Origin of the sequence: Acinetobacter populi (assembly GCF_002174125.1) — a bacterium.
Classification (GTDB): Bacteria; Pseudomonadota; Gammaproteobacteria; order Pseudomonadales; family Moraxellaceae; genus Acinetobacter; species Acinetobacter populi.
Genome location: NZ_NEXX01000008.1, coordinates 1 through 13,220 on the forward strand (window position 1 = coordinate 1; position 13,220 = coordinate 13,220).

The window sequence follows — 13,220 nt, forward strand, 5'->3', positions numbered from 1 at the left end:
AATTCTTGCTCATCAATCGTACTGACTTAAATATTCTCAAATAAACTTCGAGTAATTTAAACCAATTAATTAATGAAATATATTCATCAACCAACCAGTAAAAATCCACACAAGTTGTTCTTCTATGCTCTTAATGATCTTCCTACTGATTCGTCACCAGCAAGCTAGGTCGGCTATTCTACCCTAAATCTCTTTAAAGTCAACTAGTAATTTCGATTATTTCTAAACTTATTCCTTCAAACCAAATATTAATAAAAACCCTTAAGTTCCAACTAACACCCTGTTTTTCAACAAGTTTTAATCTGCATCACCGCCGATGGATGTGCATTCTACAGTATTCCCCTACCAACGCAACCCCTTTCCTTAACTTTTTTTAGATTTCCCATCCAAATGATCACTTTATCGTCATTTCTAGCTGTTTATTACCATTTTTTCATAATTTCTGTTAATTTTTTATACAATTTTAAGAATTCATTTTTATATGATTAGAATCGCCGTCGTTTACCACATAAAGCGGATATATTTGTCCCAAGAAAATTTTCAATAAAACTGTTAAACTTTTACTTTCGTTATCTTCTATCAGGTTTCCATGGATTTTTTATTTCCACTCATGTCAATCGCAATGGCTTTAATACTTGGTGCCATGAGTCCCGGTCCAAGTTTTATTTGTGTCGCCCAAAATTCAATTGCGAAATCCCGGAAACATGGTCTGGTGACAGCATTAGGCACAGGGACAGGTGCTGCAATTTTAGGATTATTAGCAGTATTAGGTTTACAGGCATTTTTATTGGCTGTGCCATCTGCTTATATGCTGCTTAAATTTATGGGGGGTCTATACCTACTTTGGCTTGCTTATAAAATTTTAAAACATGCCAAATCCCCCTTAAACGTTGAGCAAACACATACCATACAGACTCATTATTGGACCACTTATCGTTCGGGATTATTAACACAACTGAGTAATCCAAAAACTGCTATCGTAATGGCGGGTATTTTTACCGCACTCTTGCCCAAAAACATTCCTGGTTATTACTATATTGCTATTCCAGCACTCTGTTTTATGATTGATGCGGGCTGGTATGCATTTGTTTCAGTGATTCTATCTTCACAAAAACCGCGACAAGTTTATTTACGCAGTAAAAAAGTCTTTGATCGCTTGGCTGGTGGAATTTTGGGGATATTGGGGATTAAATTAATTTTTGGTATGAAATAATTATTTCATTTTATATCTGATGCTTCCAGTCCTATCAGTTTACAAGCTCAATAAATCTAGCAAATTAAATGAACAACACATGGATATATAACAAGATTGCAGGCATCTATTGATTAATTTAAGTTCTTTAAGATAGATTATTGTTTATCTTAAAGTTTATGCTGTTTTAAATCAAAAGAGGGAGCTATACCAAAGTATCGATGATATTCCCGCGAAAATTGAGAAGAACTTTCATAACCGACTTGCATAGCTGCCACAGAAATATCTAAGTTTTCAGTCATGATAAGTTTTCGAGCCTCATTTAAACGCAATTTTTTTTGATACTGTAATGGGCTCATTGAAGTTGCTTCTCGAAAATGTTGATGAAAACTTGAAACACTCATGCCAATGGATTTAGCAAGATCTTCAATTTTAAATTGTTGTGGGAAATTTTCTCGTAACCATTGAATACTTCTTAGAATTCGGTATCCATGTGCTTCTCGAGATACAAATTGTCTCAGTCTTTGTCCTTGTTCACTACACAGGAGATAATAATAAATTTCTTTTTTAATTAAAGGCGCAAGAAAAACTAAATCCTGCTGTATATTATTGTTTGTAGGATTAATCAAATTGAGTAAACGACAAAGAGCCTCTGTAAGTTGACCATTATTTTGACCTATTGCAATCCCCATTTTGCTTGTATTTTTATTTTCTAAATGCTGTTGGTTTAAGTGATTGTATTGTCTTTCAAGTTGTGGAAAGTCAATTAAAATCTGTGTAATTACCGATAAGTCTAAGCCAAGCATTAGTCCCAAATAAGGTTGTTCTGGGGAAGCTTCAATCACTGTACCCACAATTGGTAAATCAATTGCAGTAATTAAAAAATGTTTTGAATCATAAATATATTTTTCATTTTCAAGAATAACCTGCTTTTTACCCTGTGCAATTACGCATAAACTCGCAGCTTGCATAGAACTTACAGGTTCTGTCGGAGAATCACGACGAAATAATTTTATATCAAGTTCAGGAATATCATATTGCAACTTATTTTCTGTCCAAAATAAAATATGGCGAGCAAGTTGTTGTTGCTGAGTTAGAAATTTGAATGCTGGCATAGCTATTAATACAAAAATATAGAGCAGTAATTTTAACAGTTTAGAATTTTACACACGACGTTTTGAAATATAATTTGGAGAAATGGGCAAGAATCTCATAGTAATTGCATATTCGTTTTACCCAACTCTTTCTAGAATAGCGCTATCATTTACAACAAGTATGGAAAAACTATGTCAATTCAAGTATTAGGTTATGCAGCGCATCAGGCAAACGATACACTTAAACCATGGTCATTCGAACGCCGTGATGTAGGACCACATGATGTACAAATAGAAATTTTATATTGTGGAGTTTGTCACTCAGATTTGGCCCAAATCAATAATGAATGGTTTGAAGGCATTTTCCCAATGGTACCAGGACATGAAATCGTTGGTCGTGTAGTAGATGTTGGTCAACACGTTAAAAATTTCAAGGTAGGCGATCTTGCTGGTGTCGGAACACTAATAAACTCTTGTCGCCATTGTACAAATTGTCATAAAAGTCTAGAAGTATATTGCGAACACGGTGTAGTAGCAACCTATAATAATTTGGATAAATATCAAGATAACTTACCAACCTATGGTGGCTATTCAAATACTATTGTTAGCAATGAACAGTTTACCTTACATATTCCTCAAAATCTAAACCTTGCAGCAACTGCACCTTTGCTTTGTGCAGGAATCACTACATATTCACCATTAAAACACTGGAAAGTAGGTAAAGGTCACAAATTAGCTGTATTAGGTTTAGGTGGATTAGGTCATATGGCTGTCAAATTTGGTGTAGCTTTAGGTGCAGAAGTTACTGTATTAAGTACTTCCCCAAGTAAAGAATCTGATGCAAAAAAATTAGGGGCACACAATTTTATTTTAACCACTAACCCTGAACAAGTCGAGAAAGTAAAATCATCATTCGATTTTATTTTAGATACAGTTAGTGCTAAACATGACTTTGACTTTTATCTATCCTTACTCAAACTTGATGGTATACATATTTGTGTAGGTATTCCCCCAGAAGGGATTCACATCAAAAACGTTGGCTTGTCTTTACAACTTGGTCGACGTAGTCTAGTAGGTTCAGCTGTAGGTGGTTTACTAGAAACACAAGAAATGCTTGATTTCTGCTCCGAACATAATATCACCGCAGAAATCGAACTTATTAACATTCAAGATATTCACGACGCGTTTAACCGCATGGAAAAAAGTGATGTCAAATATCGCTTTGTGATTGATATGCAGAGCCTGAAAGCAACTGCAACAGCTTAATTTCATTATGTCAAAAATAAAAAAAGCGGCATCTAATCAATCAGCCGCTTTTTTTATTTGAGGGTCAAGATACCTTATCACCCGGTTTGGCACCACTTTCAGGGGAGATAATATATAAACCCTGATCATTTCCCGCACATAACACCATGCCATTGGAAATCCCAAAACGCATTTTGCGAGGGGCAAGATTGGCCACCATGACCACCAATTTACCAATCAAATCTTCTGGTGCATACTGACTGCGAATACCACTAAATACATTGCGAGATTCAGTTTCACCAACATCTAAAGTCAGTTGTAATAACTTATCTGAACCTTCAACAAAATCAGCCTGTAATACTTGTGCTACACGCAAATCAATTTTCACAAAATCATCAATTGTAATCGGGTCGGCCTCGCCTGCTTTTAGCTCGACCTTTTGTTCAACCACTTTAGCCTTTTTCTTTTCAACCTTCGGTGCTTCTACTGCCAAGGAATCTTTGGACGCATCGACCATGGCATCAACTGCTTTTTTGTCGACACGTTGCATTAATGGCTGGAATTGTGCAATCTGATGATTGACCAAAATGGTTTGGGCAGAGGCAAAATCAAACTGTTCCAGTTTCAGGAAAGTCTGAACTTCATTGGCCAATTTTGGTATTACTGGCGACAAATACACCGCCAGTTGACGGAATAAATTAATACCAACCGAACAAACTTCGTGAACTTGTTGCTCATTGCCAGCAACTTTGGCCAATGCCCACGGTTTTTTCTCATCAATATACTGGTTAGCACGATCTGCCAAAGCCATAATCTCACGGATTGCGGCACTAAACTCGCGATCTTCATAGGCTTTACTGATTGAAACTCTTGCATCAATAAAGCTTTGTACCAATCCAGGTTCTGCACAATTTTCCGATAAGGTATTATTAAAATCTTTATTGATAAATTTGGCACAACGACTGGCAATATTGACCACTTTGCCCACCAGATCAGAATTTACTTTCTGGATAAAGTCATCCAGATTTAAATCCGAATCCTCAACTTTATCGGACAGTTTAGAAGCAAAATAATAGCGTAAATATTCAGGATTTAAATGCTCAAGATACGTTTCCGCCTTGATAAACGTACCACGAGATTTTGACATTTTCTGACCGTTGACTGTCAGAAAGCCATTAACAAATAAACCGGTTGGGGTGCGATAACCAGCACCATCTAGCATCGCTGGCCAGAATAAAGCATGGAAATAAACGATATCTTTACCAATAAAATGATAAACCTCATGTTTACTGTCTTTATTCCAGTACTCATCAAAACTTAATTCTGGACGTTGAGCCTTAATATAGTTTTCAAAACTAGACATATAACCAATTGGCGCATCGACCCAAACATAGAAATATTTATTCGGCGCATCGGGAATTTCAAAGCCAAAATACGGCGCATCACGGGAAATATCCCAATCAGTTAATCCTGCTTCAAACCATTCATCAAGTTTATTGGCAATCGATACTGGCAATCGACCTGAATCTCGTGTCCATTGTTGCAGATACTGCGAAAAATTAGGCAATTTAAAGAAATAATGATCAGATGATTTTTCAATCGGTGTAGCACCACTTAAGGTTGAACGTGGATTTTTAAGTTCCGTCGCGTTATACGTGGTTCCACAAACTTCACAGGAATCACCATACTGATCTTCTGCATCACATTTTGGGCAGGTGCCTTTAATAAAACGATCTGATAAAAACATCTGTTTTTCCGGATCGAATAACTGTGTCACAGGACGCACAACAATATTACCGACATCACGGTTCTTGATATAAATATCTTCGGAACGCAATTTGTTGGTTTCGCTATGGGTTGAATCATAATGGTCAAAACTAATGCCAAATCCAGCAAAATCACGTTCATGTTCTTTTTGCACATTGGCAATTTGCTGTTCTGGTGTAATGCCATTGGCTTCGGCACGCAACATGATCGCTGTACCATGCGCATCATCTGCACAGACGTAAATTACATCATGTCCCATCGCACGCATTGCCCGAACCCAAATATCTGCTTGGATATAACCAAGCAAATGTCCCATATGAATAGGACCATTGGCATAGGGTAAAGCATTGGTGACCAGGATTTTACGTGCAGACATAACGCTCATTCACTAAAAAATTTGACGGCCTTGATTTTACATGACTTGACCATGAGTTGCATAATGGATTCACTGAAATCTTTTCACAACAATTTAAATTTTCACCCTACTGATCAATGCCATAATCAATGCCATAAAAAGCATCCTTAATAAAAACAGATCGCTTTATGGATTGTGTATTTACTTTGTATCAAATTGCAGCAAAATCAACTTATCTTTATGAAATGATGTATAAATAAGAAATAGTTATAAACTTAATGCCTGTGAATAGCATAAAGTAGATGCTCCAGAATCTTGATACGATAAAATGAGGTAAACCCGATGACAACTGAAAATAAAATAGATGACCTAAAAGCAAAAGCCAGCGAACTTGGTGATGACATCAAACACAAAGCCAAAGAAGCCCAATTGCAGGCCGAAAAAACTGTAGATGATTTAAAGCATTCGGCAAAAGAAGCCAAACTTGAAGGTGAAAAAAAGTTAGATGATCTAAAAAAAGATGTTCAAGAACATCATGCTGAAGACAAAGCTGCGGTAGAGGCAAAAGTTGACGAAGCGAAAGCCAAACTTGATGATACCAAAGCAAAAGCCAAAGATCAGTTTGAGCATCTAAAAACCGAAGCCAATCAAAAACTGGAAGAAGCCAAACAAAAGGCTGCTGAACTTAAAGAAGAAGCAACCCATAAATTTGAAGACTTGAAAGCACAAGCCACTGAAAAATTTGGTGATTTAAAAACGCAAGCGACTGAAAAATTTGATGAATTAAAAAATAAATTTAAAGGCTAATTTATTTACGCACACACGTTAAGCCGAAGCCGATTTAAATTTCATCATAAATTTAAATCGGCTTTTTAGGGTCTGTTGAGAATTAATCTATGGTTGCGACAACGGGTATTTTTTAGGCGATACAAGGCATGGATGGTGAGATTTAGTGATTCTAAATGAACTATTCATAACGCAGTAGCGTCAAAAAATACCCTAGTCCCAAAGGGTTGTGGCTAAAATCCCCCTAAACTTCGTTATGAAACTTGACAAGGAAATAACCATTGCCTACGTTTCATGCCTTGTTTAAAGAAATTTTAGCCTACAACGCAACCTATTTATCAAATCTCAATAAACCCTAATTGTACTTAACCTTATCCTATATTACAGGTAAACTACCATCATGATGATAATGTAAAATTTGCTTGGAGTTTAAGATGTCTTGGTTTTCTGCGTTAAAAGCAAAATTTAGCCCTGATCAAGAGATTGATGAAACCAAAATTCAAGCTTGTCTGGAGCAGTTTAGCTTTCCAAATACCAATACCACACTACAAGAACGTATTACCCAACTAAATGTTGAACAAAATACCTTACAACTGAGCATCTTTGTTTATGAAGATGAAGTTGATCATTTACAAAAAATTCATGATGATTTAAGTGCTCAACTTGCACAGGCAGGCGTCCACACACTGAATCTGCATGTCATACAAAAAAAGAAAGAAACCAGTAAAAGCCCTGTTCCACCTGTCGTTGATGCTTCGGCTAGTCAGGCGCATTTGGCACAAGCGCAAGCAAATTATCAGCCGCAACAAAGTGAAGCGCCAATTCAAAAAGCTGCACCAACTCAAGCACAACTAAAACCTCATCCACATATCCAGCATGTGATTGTGGTTGCCTCTGGTAAAGGCGGTGTCGGTAAGTCCACCACCACTGTCAATTTAGCATTGGCACTACAAAAATTAGGGTTAAAAGTGGGTGTACTCGACGCCGATATTTATGGTCCCAGCATTCCAACCATGCTTGGCAATGAAGGACAAAGTCCGTTAATTGAAAATGAACAGTTTGTACCACTCGAAGCTTATGGTATGCCAGTCTTATCCATAGGTCATTTGACAGGAAATGGCCGAACACCTGTCGCATGGCGTGGTCCGAAAGCAACCGGGGCTTTAATGCAATTGTTTAACCAGACCCTCTGGCCAACGCTTGATGTGCTACTCATTGATATGCCACCCGGTACAGGAGATATTCAGCTTACGCTGGCACAACGCATTCCTGTATCCGGCGCAGTGATTGTGACCACACCTCAAAATGTTGCCTTGCTGGATGCACAAAAAGGCATTGAGCTATTTAATAAGGTAAATATTAAAGTATTGGGTGTAGTCGAAAATATGTCGACGCATATCTGTTCAAATTGCGGATTTGAAGAGCAGATTTTTGGTGTAGGCGGTGGCGATAAACTGGCACAAGCCTATCATATTCCCTTGCTTGGTCGTTTACCACTCAATGCCTCCATTCGGGAAAATGCAGATAAAGGTAAACCGAGTGTTGCAGTACAGGATGCAGCCTATGAAAGTTATATGGAAATTGCTGCAAAACTAAAACACTGTATCGATCAATTGCCTAAACGTCAGGATGACAAGCGGATTTTCTAATACTATTAACCAAACAAAAATATATTGCTTTGGTCCTCATGTCGCATGGGGACCAAAAAAACAAATATTTTTAACCCCTATACAAATCTATACATCAATTTTTAAATAAATATCACATTATTATTTAAAATCAAAAGTAACTCGAAATTAAGCCAAGCTTTCACAGAAGAATAATCCAACTATGTATGATCAATCCTGGCATTTCATTTTTGCCCTTCATCAACAAATAAATGCTTATTTAAGGCATGATACTTATTATCCCTATATCGAACATGCATGGATCAAGAGATTGGGGACAATCTTTCTGGTCAGAGATTTTAATACAGGCGATCTAATCTATGATTCTACCGAACATTTTACGGTGCATTTATCCCAGCAAGAACTTGCTACAGTACACCTTGTTCCATTGGTGGAACTCTTTGAATCCCAGCCCTTTCATCATCCTATTTTAGATTTCCCCTGTTTAAATCATTTCCAGCAACGCAATCAGGCTATTCTTATTTTAAGTTTCAAAAATTCAGAAACCTATGCCCTATTACCGTGTATTGAAAAAATTAAAACCGAAATCACAGTACCTTCAAATTGTGATCCACGAGATTTTTTGGGTTTTGAAAGTGATCAAAATCATTCCCCGTATGCATTATTTACATTATACCGACTTAGTATAGCGCAAGTAGAATCTGTCAAAGCATTTGTACAACCTATTGAATGGCAAAATTATGCGCAAAACTTACAGGATATAATGTTCTCAGCTCAGTACTATCCCTATGAAGCAAAACCATTACAAGCGACCAATAATCTTTATCTCTATCAGGATGGATACGACACCCCTCTAATTCAAGACCAAGCCTTAAGTGACAATTTAGCATTTTCCTTAATTAAACAAATGCAAAGTGTATTTTTAGATTTAGAAAGTTATTGTCATCCTAAAAATGACAGTAGTCCTTATCATCTATTGTCCGATGAAGAATATAAATTGTTTAATGAATATCAGACAACATTAGGTACGGAATTGATAAGTCTGATTTGTAGAGCTGCAAATGACTATCCACAAGCGGGTATGACCAATAAAACAAGCTTGACACTTCCTTGCAAAAACTTACCTGTCGAAAGTATTACTGGTAAAATCCCCTCGCCTCCAATCCCCCAAGAACCTGACGATTTATCTGAAGATAAACCAAGCGTAATAAAGAGTCTATTCAGTCTCATACTCTTCCTTGCTGTAGTTTTCGCAGTAATGTATGGTATTTTCTTATTAAGTGAACAGTTTGCATTTATCCGTTTTTTATTGGTTGTGATGACCGTAATTGCCTTTCTTGCCATTGTGGCCCGTAAATAAAAAAGACCGCAAATATGCGGTCCTTTTTTCATCCTAATGACTTAGGCAGCCAATGCAGATTTCGCTTTTTCAGCCAAAGCAGCAAATGCAACCGCATCATGATAAGCAATATCAGCCAATACACGACGGTCAATGATGACTTGTGCTTTTTTCAGGCCATCAATCATGCGGCTATAAGACAAACCATTTTGACGTGCACCAGCATTGATACGTGCAATCCACAATGCGCGGAATTGACGTTTTTTCTGACGACGGTCACGGTAAGCATATTGACCAGCTTTGATTACTGCCTGGAACGCTACACGATAAACACGTGAACGAGCACCATAATAACCTTTTGCGCGAGCAAGAATTTTTTTGTGACGACGATGAGCCACTACACCACGTTTTACACGAGCCATTTAAAATCTCCTTAGATGTATGGGCACATACGACGAACTGAAGCAACATCACTTACGTGAACCATTACACAGCCGCGCAATTGACGGATACGTTTCGCAGATTTTTTGGTCAAAATGTGGCGTTTGAATGCTTGCTTACGTTTAAAACCGTTTGCAGTCGCTTTAAAGCGTTTAGCTGCACCACGGCGAGTTTTTAATTTAACTGCCATAACAACCTCTTTATGCACCTGTTCAGCACGTTTGCACCATTGCAATACGACTTGCAGGTAAGGGATGCGATATTCTATAGATGTTTTTTAAATTTTAAAAGTCTTTTTTCGCAGAGAGCATTCATTAAACCTGAATCGCCAATGCCTTTTTAACAGCTTCACGCTGTTGCATACGCTCAAAATACAATTTGGCATTTGGGAAATCATTCAAATCAATACTTTGCCAGTCATAACGCAGCATCCATGGAAAAATCGCCATGTCGGCAATGGAATATTCTCCCGCGACATAATCACGATCCTGTAGGCGATGATCCAAAACACCATATAAGCGTTTGGTTTCATCCTGATAGCGCTTGGTAGGATACGCCAGTCGTTCAGGTGCAAAACGGGAAAAATGATGATTCTGCCCTAACATCGGACCAAATCCGCCCATTTGCCACATCAACCATTGTTCCACTTCAATACGCTGACGTTCTGCACTTGGATAGAACAATCCTGTTTTACGTCCCAAATATTGCAAAATCGCACCAGACTCAAATATCGCAATTGGCTGACCATCAAAAGTATCGTGATCAACAATGGCAGGGATTTTATTGTTTGGAGAAATCTTTAAAAACTCAGGTTGAAACTGATCATTTTTTGAAATATTGATGGGAAATAGCTGATAATCCAATTGCATTTCTTCTAAGGCAATTGAAATTTTATGTCCATTGGGTGTCCCCCAATAATAGAGATCAATCATTATCTTTAACACATTAAAATGATATTAAAAGCATCATATAATGATTAATCATAAAAAATAACCATTACTCAAAAATAATTCTGCTCGGCACTGAAATTTATCATTACTCGGGTTTAAGCAATAAATGTATCAATTGACGCAAATTGTCCTGTACATCTTTTGGTAATTGCATAAACAAAGTATCAATCGGCATATGCTGCCAGTCCTTGGTGACTTTTCCTTCTTCATCCAGATATTCAGCAAGTAAAAATAGCTGTGCTACCGAACAATGAAATGCACGCGCCAAATATTCAAGTATTGCAGGACTGTACCCTTGATTACCATTCTCAAGATTGGAAATATTACTTTTCGATGTATTTGAGTAATCGGCCAACTGCTGCTGAGTCCAACCTTTTTTCTTTCTCAAATAGCGTACTGCTTGACCTATATTCATGTTCTGATGGTATAAAACATCACTACAACCAGATATTGCAATACTGTTTTAATTGTTAAAAATATATTGTTATGCAATACTAAGGTTTTGTAATACTGTAAAATTTAAAATAGAATGATCAGGCCTCCTGGAAATGACAACAAATTTTGATAACATATTTAAGCAAATCAGTTTATTAGCCAGAATGCAGTTAGAAGGTATTGGTTTAAAACTGAATCCCCCCGAAGAACTCGATTATTTTTGTTTTTGTCTTATGACTGCATTGAGCAAGGAAACCGGACACCATACCGAGCATTTTGATCTACGATTTATGTCGCTCATGCAACAAAAATATGATTTGTACAATGCCGCGACTTTTCAATTGAGACAAGAGGTTTATCAATATTACCTAACACTTGCATTGCACAGGCGAACAACACCCTCCGGTGCCGATCCCCTCATGCAAATTGCTTATGTTTTAAGTGATCAATCTGTTGATCCTCAATTCCATCGCAATATGAATATCATTCTACTCAACATGACCATTCGACATATTCTTCAACACTCCAGACAACACATTCAGTCTGTTACCATTTACTCTGAAGCGACTAAAAAACCTGATTAAGGATTCATGATTTAGAGTTTAGTTAGCAGAATAATCAGCAATATCATGATATTTAATTAAAAATCAGAGAGTATGTGTTATCGCAACCGAGTTAAATTTTTCCTCTGAAACGCTCTCTTGAAAAATTTTAAGCAGAACTTATATATCTATTGTCAGTATTCACATGATGATTGACTGACAACTACTGTTGATGCGCTAGGCATAACAGTAACGGTCTTATTTATAAAACTTTGCTGAACACATCAGGAGGTTATATCAATGAGTAGTGTTAGTTTAAGTCCATTATTCCGTCGTAGTATTGGTTTTGATCGATTAAATGATTTATTTGATTATGCGATGCAAGCCGATACACCGAATTATCCACCCTATAACATTGAAAAACATGGGGATAATGATTATCGCATTATTGTCGCAACCGCAGGCTTTAAACAAGAAGAGCTAGCAATCAATCTGGAAAATCAGGTGCTGTCTATTTTAGGTAAACCTGAAGAAAATAAAGATGAAACCGCAGAATATTTACATAAAGGTATTGCGCATCGTGCATTTAAATTGTCATTGCGTCTGGATGAGCATATCGAAGTACAGCATGCCGATTATCAAAATGGCTTGTTGATGATTGATTTACAGCGGATCATTCCAGAGGAAAAATTGCCTCGCCAAATTCCGATTGGCAAAAAGGTGGTTGCTGAACAAATTGCACAACAAGATGCTGTAACAGCCTAGACAACACATGATGAGTTAAAAATCGCAGTCATGAGACTGCGATTTTTTTATTGCTGTATCAATAAGACTTTTTATTCAATAAAAAACGCTGCCCAAAGACAGCGTTACTTTTACTTAATCCAAAGAATTATTTTCTTTTCTTCGGACCAATCAACATACCCATCTGGCGACCTTCCATTTTAGGTGGTTGTTCAATTACACCAAATTCGGCAACATCTGCCTCAACTTTTTGCAATTGCACTAGACCCAAATCCTGATGCGCCATTTCACGACCACGGAAACGCAAAGTAATTTTAACTTTGTTTCCTTCTTCAAGGAATTTTAAAATTGCACGCAATTTCACTTGGTAATCACCAACATCTGTTGCAGGACGCAATTTAATCTCTTTCACTTGCACCTGATGCTGCTTTTTCTTGGCATCTTTCTGCTTTTGTTTTAGATCAAACAAGTGCTTGTTATAATCCATAATCTTACAAACAGGTGGCTCAGCATTTGCCACAATTTCAACAAGATCAAGATCAGCATCTTCGGCAGCTTTTAATGCTTCAGTTAAAGAAACAATTCCTCGTTGCTCACCATCTGCAGCAACAAGACGAACTTCTTTTGCTCGAATTTCGTCATTGATGGCAGGACGGTTACTTTTTGCACCTTGTTGTTGGTTACGGTCAGGCTGTTTAATCG

General features: G+C 37.2%; 14 protein-coding genes. 7 read left to right on the top strand and 7 right to left on the bottom strand.

Translation table 11 applies throughout. From position 1 onward, the window contains the following. Positions 1-589 precede the first annotated feature (589 nt). The gene (locus CAP51_RS16520; protein WP_087621863.1) at positions 590-1,213 is read left to right on the top strand and encodes a LysE family translocator; all 624 of its coding nucleotides are present in this window, start codon (positions 590-592) and stop codon (positions 1,211-1,213) included. Between the two features lie 149 nt (positions 1,214-1,362). On the opposite strand, the gene CAP51_RS16525 is transcribed toward CAP51_RS16520, so the two are convergent. Then, positions 1,363-2,307, bottom strand: a complete 945-nt coding sequence (locus CAP51_RS16525) for an AraC family transcriptional regulator (protein ID WP_087621864.1) — start codon at positions 2,305-2,307, stop codon at positions 1,363-1,365. Positions 2,308-2,478: 171 nt separating this feature from the next. Between CAP51_RS16525 and CAP51_RS16530 the strand changes: the two genes are divergently transcribed. Next, positions 2,479-3,552, top strand: coding sequence for an NAD(P)-dependent alcohol dehydrogenase (locus CAP51_RS16530; RefSeq protein WP_087621865.1), 1,074 nt, complete (start codon positions 2,479-2,481; stop codon positions 3,550-3,552). 64 nt (positions 3,553-3,616) lie between these two features. Here the strand turns inward: CAP51_RS16530 and metG are convergent, their stop codons facing one another. After that, complete coding sequence (metG, locus tag CAP51_RS16535) at positions 3,617-5,674, bottom strand: methionine--tRNA ligase (protein WP_087621866.1); 2,058 nt, start codon at positions 5,672-5,674, stop codon at positions 3,617-3,619. A 321-nt stretch (positions 5,675-5,995) separates the two neighbouring features. On the opposite strand from metG, the gene CAP51_RS16540 reads away from it, so the two are divergent. From CAP51_RS16540 to CAP51_RS16550, 3 genes are all read left to right on the top strand, one after another. Next, on the top strand, positions 5,996-6,460 hold the full coding sequence (locus CAP51_RS16540) for a hypothetical protein (protein WP_087621867.1): 465 nt from the start codon (positions 5,996-5,998) through the stop codon (positions 6,458-6,460). 413 nt (positions 6,461-6,873) lie between these two features. Continuing rightward, complete coding sequence (locus CAP51_RS16545) at positions 6,874-8,088, top strand: Mrp/NBP35 family ATP-binding protein (RefSeq protein ID WP_087621868.1); 1,215 nt, start codon at positions 6,874-6,876, stop codon at positions 8,086-8,088. A gap of 181 nt (positions 8,089-8,269) precedes the next feature. Then, the gene (locus CAP51_RS16550; RefSeq protein ID WP_087621869.1) at positions 8,270-9,427 is read left to right on the top strand and encodes a hypothetical protein; all 1,158 of its coding nucleotides are present in this window, start codon (positions 8,270-8,272) and stop codon (positions 9,425-9,427) included. A 41-nt stretch (positions 9,428-9,468) separates the two neighbouring features. Here the strand turns inward: CAP51_RS16550 and rplT are convergent, their stop codons facing one another. The 4 genes from rplT to CAP51_RS16570 form a co-directional block, all read right to left on the bottom strand. Beyond that, positions 9,469-9,828: a 50S ribosomal protein L20 gene (gene rplT, locus CAP51_RS16555; protein ID WP_087621870.1), complete on the bottom strand. Its 360-nt coding sequence runs from the start codon at positions 9,826-9,828 to the stop codon at positions 9,469-9,471. Between the two features lie 11 nt (positions 9,829-9,839). After that, entirely contained in the window at positions 9,840-10,037 is a 198-nt protein-coding gene (gene rpmI / locus CAP51_RS16560; RefSeq protein ID WP_087621934.1) for a 50S ribosomal protein L35, read from the bottom strand. A gap of 124 nt (positions 10,038-10,161) precedes the next feature. After that, complete coding sequence (locus CAP51_RS16565; protein ID WP_087621871.1) at positions 10,162-10,779, bottom strand: glutathione S-transferase N-terminal domain-containing protein; 618 nt, start codon at positions 10,777-10,779, stop codon at positions 10,162-10,164. Positions 10,780-10,882: 103 nt separating this feature from the next. Beyond that, complete coding sequence (locus CAP51_RS16570) at positions 10,883-11,212, bottom strand: helix-turn-helix domain-containing protein (protein WP_087621872.1); 330 nt, start codon at positions 11,210-11,212, stop codon at positions 10,883-10,885. Positions 11,213-11,345: 133 nt separating this feature from the next. On the opposite strand from CAP51_RS16570, the gene CAP51_RS16575 reads away from it, so the two are divergent. Together CAP51_RS16575 and CAP51_RS16580 are read left to right on the top strand one after the other, a co-directional pair. After that, on the top strand, positions 11,346-11,816 hold the full coding sequence (locus CAP51_RS16575; protein WP_087621873.1) for a hypothetical protein: 471 nt from the start codon (positions 11,346-11,348) through the stop codon (positions 11,814-11,816). A 258-nt stretch (positions 11,817-12,074) separates the two neighbouring features. Continuing rightward, entirely contained in the window at positions 12,075-12,539 is a 465-nt protein-coding gene (locus tag CAP51_RS16580; protein ID WP_087621874.1) for an Hsp20 family protein, read from the top strand. Positions 12,540-12,666: 127 nt separating this feature from the next. On the opposite strand, the gene infC is transcribed toward CAP51_RS16580, so the two are convergent. Next, on the bottom strand, positions 12,667-13,218 hold the full coding sequence (infC, locus tag CAP51_RS16585; RefSeq protein ID WP_087621875.1) for a translation initiation factor IF-3: 552 nt from the start codon (positions 13,216-13,218) through the stop codon (positions 12,667-12,669). Positions 13,219-13,220: the final 2 nt, after the last annotated feature.

Excerpts from the sequence above, each read along its gene's own strand:
- rpmI (WP_087621934.1), bottom strand. The coding sequence starts at position 10,037 with ATGGCAGTTAAATTAAAAACTCGCCGTGGTGCAGCTAAACGCTTTAAA.
- CAP51_RS16565 (WP_087621871.1), bottom strand. The coding sequence starts at position 10,779 with ATGATTGATCTCTATTATTGGGGGACACCCAATGGACATAAAATTTCA.
- CAP51_RS16525 (WP_087621864.1), bottom strand. The coding sequence starts at position 2,307 with ATGCCAGCATTCAAATTTCTAACTCAGCAACAACAACTTGCTCGCCAT.
- metG (WP_087621866.1), bottom strand. The coding sequence starts at position 5,674 with ATGTCTGCACGTAAAATCCTGGTCACCAATGCTTTACCCTATGCCAAT.
- CAP51_RS16580 (WP_087621874.1), top strand. The coding sequence starts at position 12,075 with ATGAGTAGTGTTAGTTTAAGTCCATTATTCCGTCGTAGTATTGGTTTT.
- CAP51_RS16575 (WP_087621873.1), top strand. The coding sequence starts at position 11,346 with ATGACAACAAATTTTGATAACATATTTAAGCAAATCAGTTTATTAGCC.
- rplT (WP_087621870.1), bottom strand. The coding sequence starts at position 9,828 with ATGGCTCGTGTAAAACGTGGTGTAGTGGCTCATCGTCGTCACAAAAAA.
- CAP51_RS16540 (WP_087621867.1), top strand. The coding sequence starts at position 5,996 with ATGACAACTGAAAATAAAATAGATGACCTAAAAGCAAAAGCCAGCGAA.
- CAP51_RS16530 (WP_087621865.1), top strand. The coding sequence starts at position 2,479 with ATGTCAATTCAAGTATTAGGTTATGCAGCGCATCAGGCAAACGATACA.
- CAP51_RS16570 (WP_087621872.1), bottom strand. The coding sequence starts at position 11,212 with ATGAATATAGGTCAAGCAGTACGCTATTTGAGAAAGAAAAAAGGTTGG.
- CAP51_RS16545 (WP_087621868.1), top strand. The coding sequence starts at position 6,874 with ATGTCTTGGTTTTCTGCGTTAAAAGCAAAATTTAGCCCTGATCAAGAG.
- CAP51_RS16550 (WP_087621869.1), top strand. The coding sequence starts at position 8,270 with ATGTATGATCAATCCTGGCATTTCATTTTTGCCCTTCATCAACAAATA.
- CAP51_RS16520 (WP_087621863.1), top strand. The coding sequence starts at position 590 with ATGGATTTTTTATTTCCACTCATGTCAATCGCAATGGCTTTAATACTT.